Raw genomic sequence first — 19,344 nt, 5'->3', positions numbered from 1 at the left:
GGGGCTGGGCCTATGACCCAGCTACCTCCGGCACGTCGATCCCAGTGCACGTCTACGTCACACGCCCCGACGGCACTACTGCCGGATACTCCGCACTCAACGGCACACCCACCACAGCCAACCTACCAAGGCCCGACGTCAACAACGCCTTCACCATCACCGGCAACCACGGCTACAACTTCCAGATACCCATCACCCAGACCGGCACCTACAAAGTCTGTACCTACGCCATCGGCACCAACTGGCGTAACACCGGCAACAACCCCCAAATCGGCTGCAAAGTCATCAACACAGGCACCGCGGCAGCCCCGCGAGGGTCATTTGACGAGCTCTCGCTGACTTCGAGCAACGCTCTGACCATCAGGGGCTGGGCCTATGACCCAGCTACCTCCGGCACGTCGATCCCAGTGCACGTCTACGTCACACGCCCCGACGGCACTACTGCCGGATACTCCGCACTCAACGGCACACCCACCACAGCCAACCTACCAAGGCCCGACGTCAACAACGCCTTCACCATCACCGGCAACCACGGCTACAACTTCCAGATACCCATCACCCAGACCGGCACCTACAAAGTCTGTACCTACGCCATCGGCACCAACTGGCGTAACACCGGCAACAACCCCCAAATCGGCTGCAAAGTCACCGCCAAGGAGCAGATCAGCTAGATCAATATGTCACGCTGCTTGTTCCGATAAGAGGGTTTCTACCGACCCCTCGCCAGGACGCACCTATCGCGAAGACTTCCACACTGTATGTACCGTGCTGGGTGATTGGAATCCTCACATCCAGCCCATGATTACCGGTTAGGCCGAAATACATGTTCACATCTTGACGCTGTTGGTCTGCGACGATCGGCGCAGATTGATTCATCGAGTGTCCGACTCTTTTCCCTTCTGGATCTGTAACGTAGATGTGCACCGGAATGGATTGAGAGGGCGTTGCTGGATCGACCGCCCAACCGCGAATCTGAATAGCCGCGCCAGTATCTGCAACGGCCACCTTTGCCTCGTCGACTACTCCAAGAGCAGTCACGGGGGCCAACTCGCTGGAAGTGGCACATCTTGCATCAGAGTGCACACTACCGTTCACCGCTGCATAGACGCAGATTTGGTAGGTGCCTGGCCGTTTCACCTCGATAGTCTCATCGAATCCGTGTGCGTCCCCCGGAGAGTAACTAGACTCGAAGGCTCTTCCGACATCGCTTCGAGGCTTGTCCGCAGTGAACCTGTAGCCAGCACGACTGCCATCCTCTAGGCGTTTGACGTAGACGTCGGTGTTAATCGACCGCGACGGGTCGCTGACGTCGAATGCCCACCCTCGCACACGTATTGTGCCGTTGGACCCTTCATCGCGAGTCGTGATCTCATCCGCAGAAGAGAGAAGCAGAACGCCTTGGTCGAGGATAACCGGCGCGCCACGCGATTGCACTTCAGTTCCCTTGCGCACGAGTGTCATTTCAAGTGACTCAATTCGCAGCGACTGCCCAGTCGTGCCTGAGACCTGTCCGTTCTTGGCCCATCCCATCCAGCCGACGTTCTGAGCGTGCACGCGATAGTAGAGATCGTATTTCTCGGCCAGCTGTCCAGTGACCTTCAGCTGTAGGGCTTCCACTCTCAGACTCTTCCCGACGCTGCCGACAGGTTGGCCACCATCTTGCCACCCTGTCCAGCCCTGGTTCTGCACGTGTGCGTTCCCTGCTACTGAGCCGGTGAGGGAGGCACCCACTGTCTGAACCTTCACTGCCTCCAGCCTCAATGACTGGCCGGTGCTACCAGACTGCATGCCATTGGTCGCTGGGGACTGCCATCCAACATTCTGCACATGAGTGGCATACGTAAGTTGTGTAGCGTCTTCGGCAGAGACACCAGCGGGCAGCCCATAGACTCCATCTAGATACGCGACACGCTTGGCTATCCAGTCACTTAGGTACCTCTGACTCCCGGTGACCGACCTCACTCCGTCAATGGAGTACTTCCCGCCCGCTGGCCATACCTTCTCGTTCGCCGCAGCAGACTTCTTGTTCGCAGCAAGAATCGTATTGAGACTGCTCGGAAGCTGCGCAAATGCTTCTCCGACACCCCCCGCCTGGTTGTAAATTTCGCGGAGTCTGCTGTCGAACTCGGGGTGTTGCGCGAGCTGGCGGAACCAGGCATTGCCGCTCCCAACGAGTTGTGCAGCATTCTTCGCATAGTTGGTGGTTTCGTCCATGCCTGGTTGATTGTACAAAGACCAGTCATAGTCCCAGATCGGACCAATATGAAGCCGATCGTCTTGGCCATCCATGGAGAAGAAAACACTCGTGGCGGTTGAATCACGATTCTCAGTGAGCTCGACGATGAAGTAGTAGAATGCAAAGGAGTCGACATCGATGAGGTTTTCTATGTTCGCCCATTGTGGATTGGGATCAGACAGAGCCTCGTCCAGTGTGTCAATCTTAGTTTGAAAGCTCCTCCAACCCCTTTGAGTGTCAGCGTCGAGAGCTCCATCATCGACGCCGTTCTTCGAATCCTGAAGGACAAACAGAGTGCCGCTCTTTGTCCGGTGTGTGTGAGCCTCACCTGAACCACGAAGCGTGTCCAGTTCGACCAACACACCGTCCTTGTTCTTGAGGTTGACTCGATCCTTTCCAACCTCCACCTTGTCAGTCAAAAGATAGTTTCCCAAGTACTTACCGTTGATAACGAGGTCAACGTAGGCTGCCGGCGGGGAGTATGTCATCCCCAAACGCTGACCGAGATCATAGATCAACTTGTTTCGAGCCAGAGATGCATCCAGATGGTTCGCCAATAGGACCCACGATTTCGCCCCTTTGTCTTTGTCCAGACCAAGCAAATTCACTTTGTCTGAAAAGGAGATCTGATACGGCTTTTTCGCACCGTCCCAGGTCGAGTTGCCTCGACCGCGAATTGTTACTCCTGTCGCATCGAGATTGTTCGACGCAGTATCGGGATCGCGTAGGGCCACTGTGGAACCACCGAACTTTGGCCATGATCCATTTGTGCGATTGCTGCCGTTCAAGTCGCCGAGCGTCTTACCCCCACCAATATTGATACTCAGCAGCGGGATGCCGTTCTGAGGCGTGGATGGATAGGAGTCTGCAGCGCCCCTGCCCTGCCGTGCCTGTGGCTCACCCGACTCTGCCTGCACCTCGCGCAGTTGATCTGGCGTGAGTTCCGAGTCGCTTTCCCCAGCAGTCGAGTCGCTGCTTCTGTCTTCCGAATCGTCATCGTCTTCGACCGAGGGCTGATTCGCATCGCTCTGACTCGGAGACGTGGTCGAACCGGAATCATCAGGTGTCGCAAAAGCCGAGATACCGTTGCCTGAGACGAGTACTGAGCAAAGGACAATCAGCGTCGCCACTCGGCCAAGGCGCAATAGATTCAAACTGACGCGTAGGTGCACACTACCCCCTAGAACGGCTAGATACTTGTCAGGAGCTTAGCCCATGGCAAGTGTCAGTCATGAATCCTCTGTGAGTTTATCGCTGTTCTCTTCGTATCACTTCACCGATATAAAGTGTCGCAGCTCCCTGCTTGACCACCTGGAGTGTGCGGGCGCACCCTGATTCAATGGGTACGTCGCTGAGCACAAATCGCACATCTGACTGTGCAAATTCACTACATGCATCGAAGGTCACATTGATGGCATCGGGTGCCGGATTCGTCACGATTGGCTCCCCTGCACCAAACGTCCATTTCACTTGGGCGAGCCTGTTCCACTGGTACTCATATCGGCTCGCCGGATCAATCTCGTTCCACATCTGAATCGGCGGATACGTCTGCATGCCACCGTACATGGCAACACCTGTCTCAAAAAGAACAGACATCACCTCGGGCCCTCCGACATTCACCCAGCGCGCGTCTGCGTCCGACGCTGACAAAGCTTGCACGGCCTGCCCCGCTTCTGTCTCCCGCAGGTCATACACACCTAAAGTAATTGGATTCACTCGGCCGCACAGTGCGACTGAAACCAAGAGCAGCACCACTGCTGCGGGCAGAAGCCGGCGACGCACAACCCACGCCATGGCAAGAGCCAAGACTACCGCCACCCAAATCCAAACGGTCGATGTCTCGGTCACAGTAGAATGGCCCCTTCTCAGCCCAAGAGCCACGACAACGACGCTGAGCCCCACTAGCAACACCGCAGAGGTGGCAATCCACCACGGACCCCTTCGTTTGAGCGTATCTAAACGATGCACTAGCAACGCCACTGCGACTACATTCAAGACGACAAAGGCAAGCCGGAGTCGATGCTCCGTGGTTAGGAAGAGTCCAAGAGGCTTAGATAGTAATGCCCAGCCTGGAACATACAGAAACGCGAGAATGACGAGGTCAGCAACAACGACAGAAATGAGCGTCCAGTCGAGATGGCCCGTAACCTTACGACAATGCGCAACCGCCCAGACCATCGCAGGAACAAGAAATAGGCTAACCAACAGAGCACTTGCAGATTCCGGAACGTTAGCGCCGAGACCACTGTAATCACCTGCAATCAAGGCACTCTGAAAGGGTGCTGACATCAGAGCAAGCAGGTCGTGTCGATCTCCTTGCCCTGGAAGAGTGTTCCGCGCCCCTGGATATGCCGTCGAGAGCACTTGCAGCACGGAAGCTCGTTGCTCAACCAACCAGAGCCCCACCACAAAGATTGCAGTAGCTCCCGCCACGAGTAGTGGAGTCAGGCGCGCAAGGACGACGCGCCACCCCAAAGAACGCCCATGAACAGTGAATGCGACCAGCCCTACTGACACAAAAAGAACTGGCACGAAGGTCGCGATCATGTAGGGCACGTACAGGCTCATTGCCATGGTGACTGTGAGATATCCGGCTACAGTAGCACCAGCCACTCGCACCCAACGTCTATCCGCTCTCAGAGCGAGAACCACCGCCGCCAGAACAACAAACGCCCACGCTACAGGCCACAAGGTCGAGGGCAGCATCCACCATTGAATGATCGGGCTAAAGAACGCCGCGATGCTCAACGCAGCCGCAGAAAGTGGCCGAGTCGGAAGAATGAGCACAAGAAACACATAGCAGCCACCCACCAAGGCGACGACCGGTAGCCACCAACGCACTGCCATGCCCTGATCCAGTGGCAACATCAAGAAACCCAGCAGATGTGGACGAAAGGCCATTGACCAGTGCCGGGTCGGGGCATCGTTGTACATCAGTGCGTTGACCCCGCCAGGAAACGCGCCGTTCATGACTGGGAAACCAAGCTGGTATTGAGACACAACCCAGCCGGACTGAATCATCCACTCGTCAGACCGAATCGGCCTCGGCTCTCCTGCAAGTACTGCCGCCCCTTCCTGATCGCCGAAATAGGAGGCCCACGCGGTAGTAGAGCTCCCGGAAATTCCGAACGTCACTAGGACGCCTGCCGTTGCAACTATGAGAATAGGAAACCACAACAGGACAAACAGATTCGGCATCCCGCTCTTACGCGGCTTTGTCAGCTCAACGACTCGGTCTTGAAAGAGGATCAGATACCGATTGCTTCTCGTCAGGGTCTCCTGCATGCGAGACAAACACACCCTCCGTGTATAGGCCAAACGACACCTCTAGAAACAGCCGTCATGTCGATCTCAAAGGAGCGAACTGCCAAGCCCGCCATCGTCTATAATCGAATGTACCGCGTGTGACTCCCGAGCACGCCACCATGGGGAGACATGTTTCCAGAACTCGAAATCGCAGCAATCATACCCTGCCACAATGAGGCTGCTGCTGTCGGCAAAGTGATCGCAGATCTGCGCAAGGCCGTCCCTCAGCTGACGATCTACGTCTACGACAACCTCAGTACAGACGGAACGGCAGCCGCCGCTCGGGAGCAGGGAGCGATCGTACGCTCCGAGCTTCACAAGGGCAAAGGCAATGTCGTCCGCCGCGCTTTCGGCGACATCGAAGCAGACGTCTACGTGCTTATCGACGGCGACGACACATATGATGCCCATGCATTGCCCCAGATGATCCAAACGCTTCTTGACGGTCCGTTCGACCACGTATTAGGGGTTCGGCAAGAGCAAACTGACTCTGCATACCGCCCTGGCCATTCTCTTGGCAATCGTGCGTTCAACAGTCTGGTCAGCTGGCTGTTCAAAGAGCCAGTCAGAGACATGCTCAGTGGATACCGGGTGTTCTCAAAACGATTTGTAAAGTCCTTCCCTGCAGTCTCTCGGGAATTCGAGACTGAGACCGAGCTCACCGTGCACTATGCAAGCCTCCGCATTCCCCACGCCGAGGTCGAAGTTGGTTTCAAAGATCGGGCCGAAGGCACAGAGAGCAAGCTGAACACGGTGAGCGACGGCATCAAGATTCTTTCCCTCATCGTTGATCTCGTGCGTTTCGAGCGCCCGCTCGTCTTCCATGGCGCGCTGGCGCTCATCGCTATGGTGGCAGCCATGATTTTCGGAGTACCTGTTCTCATCGACTTCGCACAGACTGGCTTGGTCCCCAAGCTTCCGTCAGCAGTTCTCGCGTCTTCTCTCGCTATTTTGGGCTTTATCAGCCTGTCAATAGGGATGATGCTTGACGGCATACGCCGCAACCGTCATGAGAACGCGCGCCTGTTGTACCTACAGTACCCGGCTGTGAGTTCAGGCAAGTAGCTCCAAAAGCCTACGCCCGTATCCGCTCTTGATCAGTGGCTCCGCAATAGTGCGGAGTTCGTCATCACTAAGGAAGCCCTGCCGCCAAGAGGTCTCTTCTGGCGATCCCACGAAGAGCCCCTGTCGGGCCTGCACGGTGCGAATGAAGTTGGTGGCGTCGTTGAGGCTGTCGAAGGTGCCGGTGTCGAGCCAGGCGGTTCCTCTGGGGAGGATTTCAACTTGGAGCTGACCCTGTTCGAGGTAGATACGGTTGAGGTCAGTAATTTCAAGTTCGCCTCGGGCCGAGGGTTTGAGGTGTCTGGCAATGTCGACGACTTGGTTGTCGTAGAAATAGAGGCCAGGGACAGCGTAGTTGCTCTTGGGGCGTGCGGGTTTCTCTTCGAGACTGATGGCGGTGCCGTTTCGGTCGAATTCGACGACGCCGTATGCGGTGGGGTCTGATACCCAGTAGCCGAACACGGCGGCGCCGTGGAGGTTGTCGAAGCGTTTCAGTTGGGTGCCGAGGCCTGCGCCGTAGAAGATGTTGTCGCCGAGAACGAGGGCGACATCATCGTCGCCGATGTGGTCTTCGCCGAGGATGAATGCTTGGGCGAGGCCGTCTGGTGAGGGCTGAACGGTGTAGGTCAAGTTGATGCCGAACTGCGAGCCGTCTCCCAAGAGCCTCTGAAACTGCTCGGCGTCGTGCGGGGTGGTGATGATCAGGATGTCCTGTATGCCCGCGAGGATGAGGGTCGACAGCGGGTAGTAGATCATCGGCTTGTCGTAGACGGGCACGAGCTGCTTGCTGATGCCGTAGGTGATCGGGTGCAGTCGAGAACCGGTGCCACCGGCCAGAATGATTCCTCGCATGGCACCATTCTTCCACATCCTGGGCTCCCAGCAGGCGGCAAACTCTCTGCACAGTAGGATGGAGTCTATGGCTGAAGTGATTGTGACCGGCGGAGCCGGGTTCATCGGATCGAATTTCGTGCACCATGTGGTAGCTGAGCGCCCTGGGTGGCATGTGACGGTGTTGGACAAGCTGACGTATGCGGGCAATCTCGCGAACATCGCTGGTCTACCGGAGGATCGCGTGTCGTTCGTGAAGGGCGATATCGCTGATGCGGATCTGGTTGATGGCCTGGTCGCTGGTGCTGATGCGGTGGTGCATTACGCGGCTGAGTCGCATAACGACAACTCCCTGCAGAACCCGCGCCCGTTCATCGATACGAACCTGATTGGCACGTACACACTGCTGGAGGCGGTGCGTCGTCACAACGTGCGTTTTCATCACATCTCGACAGACGAGGTCTACGGTGATCTCGAGTTGGATGACCCGGCACGTTTCACGGAGCACACACCATATAATCCGTCTTCGCCGTATTCATCGACGAAGGCCGGCAGTGACCTGTTGGTGCGGGCGTGGGTGCGTTCGTTCGGTGTTCAGGCCACGATCTCGAACTGCTCGAACAACTACGGCCCCTACCAGCACATCGAGAAGTTCATTCCTCGACAGATCACGAACGTACTCTCGGGCATCCGCCCGAAGTTGTACGGGGCTGGCCTGAATGTGCGCGACTGGATCCATACGAATGACCACTCCTCCGCAGTACTCAAAGTGCTGGAAGAAGGACGCGTCGGTGAGACGTATCTGATCGGTGCTGATGGCGAGCAGAACAACAAGACGGTGGTCGAGCTCATCCTTGAGCTGATGGGCAAAGACGCTCATGACTACGATCACGTCAATGACCGTCCCGGGCATGACCTGCGCTACGCGATCGACTCGACCAAGCTGCGCAGCGAACTCGGCTGGCAGCCGAAGTTCACCGACTTCCGTTCCGGCCTAGCTGAGACCATCGCCTGGTACACCGATCACGAGGAATGGTGGGCCGCGCAGAAGACAGAAGTCGAGGCGAAGTACGCCCAGGCAGGGCAGTAAGGGAGGAATGACGAACGTGAGCGAAGAGCTGCGCTACGAGCGCACCCTGCAGGCCACCACGACCGACATCCCCGGGCTGGTCGTGTTCGATCTGCCGGTGCATGGTGACAACCGAGGCTGGTTCAAGGAGAACTGGCAGCGGGCGAAGGAAGTAGCGTTGGGGCTGCCGGATTTCGGGCCGGTCCAGAACAACATCTCGTTCAACGCGACCCGTGGCACCACGCGTGGTATCCATGCCGAGCCGTGGGATAAGTACATCTCGGTGGCGACCGGGGCGATCTTCGGTGCGTGGGTCGACCTCCGCGAGGGGCCCACGTTCGGTGCCGTGCACACCCAGGTGATCCGCCCCGACCAGGCGATCTTCGTGCCGAGGGGTGTGGGCAACGCGTTCCAGACACTGGAAGACGCCACGGCATACAGCTATCTGGTCAATGATCACTGGTCAGCGGACAAACTCGACCAGTACTCGTTCGTGAACCTCGCCGATGAGACGCTGGCCATCGACTGGCCCATCCCCCTCGAGCAGGCCGAACTGTCAGACAAAGACCGCAACCACCCCAAACTCGCCGACGCGAAGCCCGTCACCGGCCGCACTACCCTGGTGCTCGGTGCCAACGGACAGCTCGGCCGCGCGCTGAAAGCCGAGTACGGCGGCCAGGCCGTCTACGCGGACCGCACCGTGATCGACATGACCAGCGACACCATCGCCACCGACTACGACTGGTCGAACGTGGGCGTGATCATCAACGCCGCCGCGTACACCAACGTCGACGGCGCAGAGACCCTCGAGGGGCGTCGCGCCGCCTGGCAGATCAACGTCAACGCCGTATGCCAGCTCGTCGACATCGCCCGCACGCACCACGCCACCCTCGTCAACATCTCCAGCGACTACGTCTTCGACGGCATCATCCCCGTGCACGACGAGAACGAACCCGTCTCGCCCCTCGGTGTATACGGACAGACCAAAGCCGCCGCAGACCAGATCGTCGCGACCCTGCCCGCCCACTACACTATCCGCACCAGCTGGGTCATCGGCGACGGCAACAACTTCGTGAAAACCATGTGGAACCTCGCGAAAAAAGGCGTCAAGCCCTCGGTCGTCAACGACCAACACGGCCGCCTCACCTTCACCACCACGCTCGCCGCCGGCATCCACCACCTCATCGACACCCACGCGGCACACGGCACGTACAACATCACCAACAGTGGCCCTGTGCAGAGCTGGGCAGACATCGCCAAGACCGTCTACGAAGCCGTCGGCGCCAACCCCGACGACGTCACCCCCGTGAGCACCGCCGACTACTACAAGAACAAGACCGGCATCGCACCACGACCAGAGCACAGCACACTCACCCTCGACCGTGTGCAAAGCACCGGCTTGTCGATTCCAACTGCGGCCACAGCACTCTCAGAGTACGTGAGTCAGGACTGGGGAAATCGTTGACGTCCCTCGGACTGGATACCTCACTGCCACTCGTGATCATGCCCGCGTGGAATGAGTCGGCGGTCATCGAGTCAACGATTCGCGACGTTCAGCAGAATGGCCCGAAGTGTGTCGTTCTTGTAGTTGATGACGGGTCGGATGACGACACCCCGGCCATAGCCCGCAGAGCTGGTGCTGTCGTACTTCAGCTGCCGTTCAACATGGGGGTCGGGGCGGCGATGCGTGCGGGCTTCACGTTTGCCGAGCGCATAGGGTTCTCCCGTGCTGTGCAACTTGACGCTGACGGTCAGCACAATCCTGAGGATCTGCAGAAGCTGCTTGACGCGGTGGATGCTGGCGCCGATATCGTCATCGGCGCCAGGTTCGCCGAGGTCGGCGAGTATGAAGTGCACGGACCGCGCAGATGGGCGATGAATGTGCTTGCCAGCGTGCTGTCGAAACTTGCAAACACACACCTCACTGATGTCACTTCCGGTTTCCGTGCCGCGAGCGCGAAAGCCATCCACCAGTATGTGCGCCACTATCCGGCAGAGTATCTCGGTGACACGATTGATTCATTGGTTGGTGCAATACGAGCCGGCTGTGTCGTACAGCAGGTGCCTGTCGCCATGCGACCGCGACAGGGAGGAATCCCCAGCCACTCGCCATGGAAGGCTGCCATCTACTTGGGACGATCAGGACTGGCACTTGGGTTCGCCTTGATTCGCCGCGCACCGGGAGCGCAGGCCAAGCGGGAAGGGGTTCGACAGTGAGAATTCTCGCAGCCATCTTCGTTCTGGCAGTGCTGGTTCTTCTCTTCGACCTAGTCAGACGGCAGAAGCTTAAGGAGAAATACGCGATCCTCTGGATGACCCTTGGGGTCGCGACACTTGTCTTAGCCGTCTTCCCTCGGATTCTCTACTGGCTCTCTGCACTGGTCGGCGTTCAGATTCCTTCGAATCTTTTGTTTGCTATGACACTCGCGTTGCTTGTCGGCGTCTCAGTTCATCTCTCCTGGGAACTATCCAGAAGCGAAGGACGCACCCGCCGGCTGGCAGAGGAGGTCGCCATTCTACGCACGCAAACAGAACTGATGGATCGATCGAACACAGAGAGGGATCGCCGATGAATCACGGGCAAGTCACGGCGATCATACCCACCTTTCACCCGGGGGCTGGATTGCTTGAGTGCGTGAGTTCCCTGGATGAAAACGGGATACGCGACATCGTCATTATTGACGATGGGTCCGATTTGGACAGGTCCAACGCCACGCTGCGCTTTCTTGACGAGGGTATTGAAGCGGCTGACCTCAAGATTAGACTGATTCGAAAGCAGCAGAACCTAGGCATTGCGAACTCATTGAACATCGGAGTCAACCAGGCGCGAGAATCTGGGCTGGCGCAAGCGATACTCACCATCGACCAAGATTCTCGACTTCCGAGGGGCTACGTCTCATCAGCGCTACAGCAGCTCGAACAGGCACACGATGAAGGCATCAAAGTCGGTCTTCTTGCCCCCAGCTCCATTGCAGGACGGAACGTCAAACGTGATTTAAACAACGCTCAGACCCACTGGGATCATCTGTTTGACCCGATTCAATCAGGGGCTGTGATCCCCCTGGAGACTCTGGATGCTGTCGGCCTGTTTGACGAGGACCTCGTCATTGACGGGGTCGATACAGACTTCAACTACCGTTGCCTCGAGCAGGGACGTTCCCTACTCGCCGTGGACGGCACAAACCTCTCTCATGCGATTGGCGAGCCAACTCCCCTTGAGCTGTTCGGTCGCCCTGTGCGCGTATTTGGCCGCCAGATCACCGTGGCTCGGCACAACCCTCTGCGCATGTACTACATTTCCCGAAACTCGATACTCATCGCTCGGGCGCATAGAAGGCACCTCGGCTGGCGCCGAGTTCTGAGACGACAGTTAATGGACGTTCCTTCGGTCATCTTGTCAGTTACCGTTGACAAGAACAGAACAGCGAACCGTCAGGCAGTCCGCGCTGCACTTCAGGATGCCCGACGGGGTTTCAAAGGGCAACGGCCAGCGGGGTCGGTGCGCTGAAGTTCAGCCCCGATCACCGGCCTTGGGCTGTAGATGTGTGAGCAGGCGATATGCGCGAGAGGTGATGTGGCATCTGGCAGCCCGTTGCGCCTTGCGCCATCCCATGGCTGCGAACTTTCGTTCGAACTCTCGAAACAGCGCCTCTTCTTCAGTGAATCGCCCACCTTCGCGGGCAAGTTCAGATGAGACGGACTTTTTGTGCCTGCGATATGTGAAGCACACCTCGTCACCGATGACCATGCTGCCACCGTCGCCGATGACACTCAAGAGCAACCGCAGGTCAAGAGCTGTTTCCATGCCCGAGTCGAACCCAAAACTGCGTACGTTCACAGTCTTCCACGCAATGGAGGGAAAATATGCCCAGTCGCCTCTGAGCAGGCTCGTGGCAAGCGCCTCTCCAGACAGTACGCGTTCTGCCCTACCTCTCAGCCGTGGTCTGATTGCTGATTTGACTCGGTCAACGAGGGGCCTGACTGCCTGCCCCGTTTCATCGATGACGCTCACGCCCGGTTGCACGATAGCGGCGTCCGGCAGCATGCCCGTCAGTCGATCGAGCTCACCAATGTAATTTGGAAGCAGGACATCATCAGATCCGAGCAAGATCGTGTACGTTCCTGTCGAAAGTTCCAGCGCCTTCTGAAAGTTCAATGCCAGCCCCAGGTTTTCCGGGTTCCGCATGTATGTGATGCGAGGATCGTTCAGGCTTTTCACCCAGTGGCCTGCGGATTCGTCTGGATACGCGTCGTCGAGGACAGTGAGCGTCCACCCAGTAGCTGTCTGCTGGCGAAGAACACTTAGTACCGCCTGTTGAAGGAGCGCCTTCGGGCCGTAGTACGGCAGCATTATGGCGAACTTGGTGTCACTCATGGGGTACCTCCTGTCTTCTTCTTCCCGCGGAACAACGGGGCAAGGGCACGGCTGACCGTCAGTTCACGCACTGATCCGACATCTAGAACCCCTTCTTTCTGCTCTTGCTGAAGCCACTTCGAATAACTGGCAAAACCATCCCGCAGAAAATGCTGTTGTGCATCGATAAACTGTGGGGAATAGCTTGAAAGACGCTCGCTCAGCGTACCCACCATGAGGTCTCGCCATCCGGTACCCATCTGAAAGACCGCGCGCGTCATAGCCAGAAGAGAGCCAGATCCTTCATACTTACGGGCGATGCCACGAAGTATGCTCAGAGTCTTCAATGGGTCACTGCGCCGCTCTTGGAGGCTCTGTTCCCCGATGACGTTGCCGCCATGCTGAACGTAGTCTTGCAGCACCTCGTCCACGACTGTCACAGTGCCCAGCGCACCAGCACATGCCGCAACCCAGTGATCATGCACCTCTGAGCGAGAAGACAGCGCCGGGAACGGGAGGGCAAGCGTACGGGCCTCTGGCCGAAAGAGCATCATCGCGCCTGAGAACTGATTAATCAGAAGAAACTCAGACAAAGACACCACCCGACGGTCGGTCTTCTCTCTGATCACAGCGCCGCTCGGGTATCGAACAATCCTCGCCTGTCCGGAAACCAAGGTGTTTTCGTCCAGAGCGGGGATCAGTCTCTCGAGCTTCTCGGGATACCAGTAGTCGTCCTGATCACTGAAGCCGTACCAGGCTGCGTCATCTGGGCAAGCCTTCAATGCTCTTTCAAAGTTCCTGTAGAACCCCACGCGTTCTTCGCACCCTGATACAGAGAAACGTGAGTCGCCATCAGTCGCCTCGCGAACGAGCTTCTGCACGTGTTCAGGCTCGCCGTCTGCAGAAATCACGCAGACAAAGTCTTCTACAGTTTGCATCTGAAGGGATCGCAGTTGCCGAGCGAACAGCTCTGGATCAGGTCTATACGCAGCTAGGGCAATCGCGCCGGTCATGCCTCACCATTCCTTTTCTCGTTAGGTACCCCGGATCGACGTTCTCTCTTCAGCTCGATCATTGCACTCGGTGCGAGAACCGCAAAGACGGCTATCTCGCTGACCACAAACCCCAAGGCTACTCCCAGCGCTCCCCACAGATATCCTCCAATGAGCATGGCTGGGACAGAGCTAATAGCAGCAAGGGCGGTTGCGACCAGTACAGTGGATGTCTTGCCTGCTGGAATCAAAACGTTTCGGTTCAACGGGGTAGAGATCGAAATGAGCAGAAACACGACACCATATGCCATGAGTACTGGCTGTGATACAGCCACCTCGCTGCCAAAAGCAACTCGGGTGAGCCACGGCCCAAGAAATACCAGACCGAGGAATCCCACAAGTCCGAGCAACAAATGCGCCGACATGCCTATCCACTGTCTACGCAGACGATTGCCACGCTGATTGGTTTCGAGTACCCAGCTCTGCAATGTATTGCCCAGTACCATGACCGCCATGGTCGCGAATCGGTAGAGCTTGTCGGCCGAGGTCATCTCTGCAGTCGCTGAGACACCGGCGGCAATAGCCGCCGCCGTCACTGGTGCTGCAGTGTAGAGCCCCCCAGCCAGCTCGATGAGTGCAGGCTGCCCGTTTAACACGAACGCGCGGCGAAAATCACGCAATGCCGGCGGGCCTGAGGGGATCCCTCTGCCCAAGATATGTCTGTGGAAAAGGAGAAGGCCTATTAGCGGGCCTGTTGCTATGCCGACCGGGTACCAGAGCAGATTGCCCGTCAGAACAATCACAACAGCGGAGGCCAACATTGCGAGAACTGTGGGGATCGTCTCAAACTTGAGAATCAGTGAGGGCTTGCCTTCACCGACTGCAAACCAGGCAAAGGACATCCCCGTGATCATCGATGCGACTGTCATCGTGATGCACAGGAGCTTTTCCAGCACCCCATAGTCGAGGTTGAATCCGAGAATGGCACTGCTGACAGCGGCCAGGAGCATCAACAGCAGAGGCCGTGTCAGAAGGCTCTCCTTATAAATGGAGAGCCTGTCGACAGACGTCTTGGCGAGTGCGATTCGCGCACCGCCAACCGTATTCCACCCATAGCTGACAACAATTCCACAGAACGATCCCACGGCCTGCCCCAATCCGATGGCGGCCCATCCGTCGACGCCGCCCATGCGGGAGACAATGGGCAGCAGTACCAACGAGCTCAGTGTGCTGATAAGCGGCAGCGTCGTGAACCCGAGGAATCGTTTCACGATCCCCTGCGCATACTTGCTTTCTGCTGACGCGCTCAATCGCAGATCCTGATGCGCAGCAGCCGGGCATTCCCGACTTGGACGACGGTCTCGGCCACATCGGAGGGGATGTCCTCGATGCCGGGAAAGCGATACCCACCGTTGTTCACCTGCCGAATGCCGAAGTCCAGAACATAGTCGACCCCAGAAGTAGCCACTGCTTCGCATACCTCAGACTTTTCTTGAGGGTTTTGGTCAGCACGGCTCAGACTCTCACGCAGAATCCCCTCATCAGCACTCTCGACAAACAGCACGTGAGCACCCGTGACCTGCCGGTCGGCCAAAGCGTAGGCGAACGCGGCACCTGTTCCAGGGTTCACCATGATGCGAGCATCAGGCGGCGTCACCTCGTCAAGCTGGTCCAGCACGGCTTTTTCGTCAGAATCGAGCACCGAGGAATCAGCTGTTACCTGATAGGTTTTCTGAGCTTCCTGCAGAGGCCGCGCCAGAGCCCAGCTTTGCAGGGCGACACAACCGATGATGATTGTCGCGATTGCTAACCGCACGTGGACGCGGGCGCATAGCGCCGAAAGGCCATATGCGCCGAGCAAGACAGCCGGTAGCACGACGAGGGCTGCCGCCCGGTAGCTGTCGTTGTACAACACCCCACCCACGAAGTCTCGCAATCCGCCCTCGCGAAAGCCCGAGACGATAACGAAGGCAGCTGCGGTCATGAGAAAGAGCAGTGGAGCGAAGAGATCAGCCCCCCTAACAAGCTGCCAACCTCCCACCCACATCAGAACTGAAGCGGCTAGAGCGATTCCCGCACCCATCTGAGCATTAAGTGCGACCTCGCCGAAGGCCTGAGCGACAGTCTGAGTCGGCTCCCAAACAGCGGCAGCTGCCGGTGGCCGCACAATGTTCCAGAGCACGGCAATGACCAGCCACACCGACACGACCGTGACGAAGGCCATCGCCCAGATGCCAATCCCACGACCTCGAGCTGTCTTGCTGCCCCAAGCAAGAGATCTCGTGGAGACCACCACGCCAAAGATGACGAGCTGGTACATCAGCGCATTCGGGTGAGCGACAGCAAGCGAAGACGCTGAAACACCGAGCAGGACAAGTGTCGCGAACCGTGATTCTCGCGAGATCGGGCATCGTTGAGTGAGCAGCAGGCGAACGACAAGGGTAGTTACTGCAGGGATCAGGCTAAATCCGAGCAGATTTGGGTAGAGCACACCGTAGTACAGGAAGCGCAGTGGGAACGACAGGAATGCAACTGCCGCAACCCCCGCGGCCAGTGCAATGTGCTTCTGTGAAGGCCACAGCTGCTGAGCCAGCAGGATCACGCCCATGGGCCAGACCAGGGCAACGATCACGAGGTTCACTGCATTAGCCGCGATGGGAATACTGGATCCTGAAGCCAGAGCGACCACAGACACGACCTCATGCCAAGCCGCGGGATAGAACTGACCGAGATGCTCTTGATCTATGAGCTCCATCACTCTGAAAGGCGATGAAGCTCCCGTATCCAGAATGAAGCGAACCGCATTCAGGTGGAACATGTTGTCGTAAGACTGGGAGAATCCTGTCGGAGAACCGACCAAGTAGAGCATGTAGGCGGTCATAGCGACAGCAGGTATGACTGAAGCTCTGACTAGAGTTCCGAGTGTCAGAGGGAGTGCGACTCTGCTGCGCCATTGCCATCGAGGCAAGATCAGCCACCGGCGCAGCAGCCATCCGATACCCACACCGACGAGCAACAACGCCGTCACTCCCGCGATCACTGACATCAGGTTCCAGCGCACCGTGAACACACCGTATCCCAGAGCGACGAGGACGATCAGTGCCAGAGAAGCTACCGGGGCCAGGGCCACCCCAGCTGCTGACCGTACCCCATAGGCACGGAGAAGAAGCCACCCCGGCAGGTACAGAGCACAAATTGCTATGCCCACGCCCAGTAGCAGCTGCAACCAGTCCGTCATCAAAATTCCCTAGCTCCCAGTGCGTACAGTACACAGACCCGTTCAGCTTATCGAAGTGGCCAGCGCTGATGCTCCTTACTCAGTGGCGGTAGACTCGACCACTGGACGCGAACCAACACTGCGAGGCATAGAACCATGACTTCCCAAGACACTTCCTATACATCTGTAGCTGTCAACCGTGTGATCTTTCCAATTACTGATCAGCACGAAACGGCCCCCCTTTATGCCATACCTTGGCAACCCCGTGTGTCATCCCAGTCTTTCGCCCAAGGGACTAAGCGGGGTCCTGCAGAGAATAGCCCTCTGAGAGCGACAACACCACCGTTCGTCGAGCCCTCAGACGTCTACGAGTTCATCGACAGGCGCTCGATTCGTGTACTCCCTCATCGCCGCCTCTCTTTAGGCACGTATTTCAACGCTTTTCCAGCGAGCTATTGGCAACGCTGGACAGGTTACAATTCCGTCACCTTGACCGTCACAATCAAGGGATCCGGTCAACTGCTTGTCATCCGGTCTTCTGCTCGTGGACGGTATGGGGTCTCCAACAGCCTGTCAGTGGCGGATGAGACCGTGTCAGTCGAGCTTCCTTTGAAGAGCTTCTTCGATGGCGGCTATTACTGGTTCGATGTCATCGCGAACGATGGCGGTGCCGAGATCTCAGATGCTGAGTGGAGCGTCAAGGTACTGAAAACGTTTACTCCCCATACGGTTTCCGTTGCCGTCACAACGTTTAATCGTCCCAGCTACTGCGTCAACCAGATCAAAACGATCGCGCACAGTGCTGATACTCGGGCGGTACTCGATAAGCTCTATGTCATCGACCAAGGAACTGATCATGTGGAAGCTCAGCAGGCTTTCCCTGCCGCCGCCGCTGAGCTCGGGGATCAGCTCGCGCTTATCTACCAGCCCAATCTTGGAGGGTCTGGAGGATTCAGCCGCGGGATGTACGAAACCGTCAAAGCAAGTACGAGCGACTACGTTCTACTTCTCGATGATGACGCGATCTGTGAGCCTGAGTCGATTGTGCGTGCAGTCAACTTCGCACAGTTCTGTTTGAAGCCCACACTGGTTGGAGGTGGGATGCTGCACCTTGACGACCGGCCCGTGCTCTATACTCAGGGCGAGCGCTACGATCCACGTACTGCATGGATGTCCCCGGCAGGTCCAGACGGATACGATCACGATTTCGCAGCGAAGCCTCTGCGAGACTCTCCCCTTCTCCACCGCCGCAATGACGTCGATTTCAATGGCTGGTGGATGACGCTAATCCCGACGCAAGTCATCCGTGAGATTGGCCTGTCGCTGCCTGCGTTCATTAAATGGGATGACCTCGAGTACGCTATTCGAGCCCAAGAACACGGCTATCAGACTGTGTCTCTTCCCGGCGTAGCGGTCTGGCACATGGCGTGGCACGACAAAGATCCCGTTCGCACGTGGGAAGAGTACTTCACCCACCGCAACCGCGTGATTGGCACTCTGATGCACTCACGTGTCCCACGCGGAGGAAAACTCCCACTGCGAAGTCTGCTCGGTGATCTCAAGCTGCTGCTGTCACTCGAATACTCGGCTGTCCATTTGCGTCGACTCGCACTACGCGATGCATTTACCGGTCCTGACGTTCTGAGCAAGACCATCAAGACTCGTCTCCAAGAGATCCGAGAAGAACGGACCAAGTTTTCTGACGCGCAGGTCATTTCCGATGTGCGCAAGATCCCTACCGTCCGTCCTATCGTGCCGGCACGTGCTGATGGAGGGCATCTAATCCCGAGGGCGGCTCTCGCCGTGCGCACTGGACTACGGCATGTGTTGAGAAAGACCTCGACCGAGCGCCTCAGTGCACCTGAGAAATCAATCCAGTCGCAGGACATCCTATGGTGGCGCTTCGCCGAAGTAGACTCAGCTCTTGTTACCACACCGAGTGGAGATGGTGTCGCATGGTTCAAGCGAGACCGTGATACGCTGCGTGAACTCCTCAAGAGCAGCATTGGGTTGAACCTGAAGCTGCGCCGCGAGTGGGATCGTCTTGCTGAGCAGTACGCCCGTGATCTCCCACGAGTCACTTCACTCGAGACTTGGGAGAGAATCTTCGAAATCGCAGAGCAGCCGAACAGTCCAGTCCACACGGCAGATCTGAAGGCTAAGAAGCCGACTCGATAGCTCCGACTCGTCGCCCACTCGGAAAATAGAAAGAGGGATCCGCAAACAGGCAAACCTAGTTGCGGATCCCTCTACCGACCTGATGCTCGCAACAAAATC

At 57.5% G+C, this 19,344-nt stretch carries 14 protein-coding genes and 1 pseudogene; 8 read left to right on the top strand and 7 right to left on the bottom strand.

Annotated elements, in window-relative coordinates:
• A pseudogene (locus F8O08_RS10905) lies at positions 1–671 on the top strand (glycoside hydrolase); the annotation flags it as partial.
• Between the two features lies 1 nt (position 672).
• Here the strand turns inward: F8O08_RS10905 and F8O08_RS10755 are convergent.
• Positions 673–3,366 (bottom strand): CotH kinase family protein, encoded by a 2,694-nt coding sequence (locus tag F8O08_RS10755; RefSeq protein ID WP_192497774.1) that lies wholly within the window; start codon positions 3,364–3,366, stop codon positions 673–675.
• Positions 3,367–3,484: 118 nt separating this feature from the next.
• The gene (locus F8O08_RS10750; RefSeq protein WP_158043261.1) at positions 3,485–5,521 is read right to left on the bottom strand and encodes a hypothetical protein; all 2,037 of its coding nucleotides are present in this window, start codon (positions 5,519–5,521) and stop codon (positions 3,485–3,487) included.
• Positions 5,522–5,671: 150 nt separating this feature from the next.
• On the opposite strand from F8O08_RS10750, the gene F8O08_RS10745 reads away from it, so the two are divergent.
• Positions 5,672–6,607: a glycosyltransferase gene (locus F8O08_RS10745; RefSeq protein ID WP_158043260.1), complete on the top strand. Its 936-nt coding sequence runs from the start codon at positions 5,672–5,674 to the stop codon at positions 6,605–6,607.
• Here the strand turns inward: F8O08_RS10745 and rfbA are convergent.
• On the bottom strand, positions 6,596–7,456 hold the full coding sequence (gene rfbA / locus F8O08_RS10740) for a glucose-1-phosphate thymidylyltransferase RfbA (protein WP_158043284.1): 861 nt from the start codon (positions 7,454–7,456) through the stop codon (positions 6,596–6,598). The genes F8O08_RS10745 and rfbA overlap by 12 nt on opposite strands.
• A gap of 67 nt (positions 7,457–7,523) precedes the next feature.
• Here rfbA and rfbB point away from each other — a divergent pair, with 67 nt between their 5' ends.
• From rfbB to F8O08_RS10715, 5 genes are read left to right on the top strand one after another with little or no spacing between them, the layout of a single operon-like run.
• Positions 7,524–8,525, top strand: a complete 1,002-nt coding sequence (gene rfbB / locus F8O08_RS10735) for a dTDP-glucose 4,6-dehydratase (protein ID WP_158043259.1) — start codon at positions 7,524–7,526, stop codon at positions 8,523–8,525.
• Positions 8,526–8,541: 16 nt separating this feature from the next.
• Positions 8,542–9,969 (top strand): sugar nucleotide-binding protein, encoded by a 1,428-nt coding sequence (locus tag F8O08_RS10730; protein WP_225733639.1) that lies wholly within the window; start codon positions 8,542–8,544, stop codon positions 9,967–9,969.
• 38 nt (positions 9,970–10,007) lie between these two features.
• Positions 10,008–10,721: a glycosyltransferase family 2 protein gene (locus tag F8O08_RS10725; RefSeq protein WP_158043283.1), complete on the top strand. Its 714-nt coding sequence runs from the start codon at positions 10,008–10,010 to the stop codon at positions 10,719–10,721.
• Positions 10,718–11,077, top strand: coding sequence for a DUF2304 domain-containing protein (locus F8O08_RS10720; RefSeq protein WP_225733638.1), 360 nt, complete (start codon positions 10,718–10,720; stop codon positions 11,075–11,077). Before F8O08_RS10725 ends, F8O08_RS10720 begins: the two co-directional genes overlap by 4 nt.
• The gene (locus tag F8O08_RS10715; protein ID WP_158043256.1) at positions 11,074–12,012 is read left to right on the top strand and encodes a glycosyltransferase; all 939 of its coding nucleotides are present in this window, start codon (positions 11,074–11,076) and stop codon (positions 12,010–12,012) included. The genes F8O08_RS10720 and F8O08_RS10715 overlap by 4 nt, the downstream gene beginning before the upstream one ends.
• 3 nt (positions 12,013–12,015) lie before the next feature.
• On the opposite strand, the gene F8O08_RS10710 is transcribed toward F8O08_RS10715, so the two are convergent.
• Genes F8O08_RS10710 through F8O08_RS10695 form a run of 4 tightly spaced genes read right to left on the bottom strand, consistent with a single transcriptional unit; the run spans position 12,016 to position 17,088 of the window.
• The gene (locus F8O08_RS10710) at positions 12,016–12,879 is read right to left on the bottom strand and encodes a glycosyltransferase (protein WP_158043255.1); all 864 of its coding nucleotides are present in this window, start codon (positions 12,877–12,879) and stop codon (positions 12,016–12,018) included.
• The gene (locus F8O08_RS10705) at positions 12,876–13,871 is read right to left on the bottom strand and encodes a glycosyltransferase (RefSeq protein ID WP_158043254.1); all 996 of its coding nucleotides are present in this window, start codon (positions 13,869–13,871) and stop codon (positions 12,876–12,878) included. Before F8O08_RS10705 ends, F8O08_RS10710 begins: the two co-directional genes overlap by 4 nt.
• Entirely contained in the window at positions 13,868–15,160 is a 1,293-nt protein-coding gene (locus tag F8O08_RS10700; RefSeq protein ID WP_158043253.1) for a lipopolysaccharide biosynthesis protein, read from the bottom strand. The genes F8O08_RS10705 and F8O08_RS10700 overlap by 4 nt, the downstream gene beginning before the upstream one ends.
• Positions 15,157–17,088, bottom strand: coding sequence for a DUF6541 family protein (locus F8O08_RS10695; protein ID WP_158043252.1), 1,932 nt, complete (start codon positions 17,086–17,088; stop codon positions 15,157–15,159). The genes F8O08_RS10700 and F8O08_RS10695 overlap by 4 nt, the downstream gene beginning before the upstream one ends.
• 135 nt (positions 17,089–17,223) lie before the next feature.
• Between F8O08_RS10695 and F8O08_RS10690 the strand changes: the two genes are divergently transcribed.
• A complete protein-coding gene (locus tag F8O08_RS10690; RefSeq protein WP_158043251.1) occupies positions 17,224–19,245 on the top strand; it encodes a glycosyltransferase in 2,022 nt (673 codons plus the stop codon).
• The last annotated feature ends 99 nt before the right edge of the window (positions 19,246–19,344 follow it).

Source organism: Pseudoclavibacter sp. CFCC 13611, from assembly GCF_008831225.1.
Lineage (GTDB): Bacteria > Actinomycetota > Actinomycetes > Actinomycetales > Microbacteriaceae > Pseudoclavibacter_A.
The sequence above is the reverse complement of the archived record's forward strand: the minus strand, read 5'-3'. Positions and strand labels throughout refer to the sequence as shown.

Bases quoted from the DNA above. Each gene is read 5' to 3' on its own strand.
- F8O08_RS10690 (WP_158043251.1), top strand. From the start codon at position 17,224: ATGACTTCCCAAGACACTTCCTATACATCTGTAGCTGTCAACCGTGTG.
- F8O08_RS10695 (WP_158043252.1), bottom strand. From the start codon at position 17,088: ATGACGGACTGGTTGCAGCTGCTACTGGGCGTGGGCATAGCAATTTGT.
- F8O08_RS10725 (WP_158043283.1), top strand. From the start codon at position 10,008: ATGCCCGCGTGGAATGAGTCGGCGGTCATCGAGTCAACGATTCGCGAC.
- rfbB (WP_158043259.1), top strand. From the start codon at position 7,524: ATGGCTGAAGTGATTGTGACCGGCGGAGCCGGGTTCATCGGATCGAAT.
- F8O08_RS10705 (WP_158043254.1), bottom strand. From the start codon at position 13,871: ATGACCGGCGCGATTGCCCTAGCTGCGTATAGACCTGATCCAGAGCTG.
- F8O08_RS10745 (WP_158043260.1), top strand. From the start codon at position 5,672: ATGTTTCCAGAACTCGAAATCGCAGCAATCATACCCTGCCACAATGAG.
- rfbA (WP_158043284.1), bottom strand. From the start codon at position 7,456: ATGCGAGGAATCATTCTGGCCGGTGGCACCGGTTCTCGACTGCACCCG.
- F8O08_RS10710 (WP_158043255.1), bottom strand. From the start codon at position 12,879: ATGAGTGACACCAAGTTCGCCATAATGCTGCCGTACTACGGCCCGAAG.
- F8O08_RS10750 (WP_158043261.1), bottom strand. From the start codon at position 5,521: ATGCAGGAGACCCTGACGAGAAGCAATCGGTATCTGATCCTCTTTCAA.
- F8O08_RS10715 (WP_158043256.1), top strand. From the start codon at position 11,074: ATGAATCACGGGCAAGTCACGGCGATCATACCCACCTTTCACCCGGGG.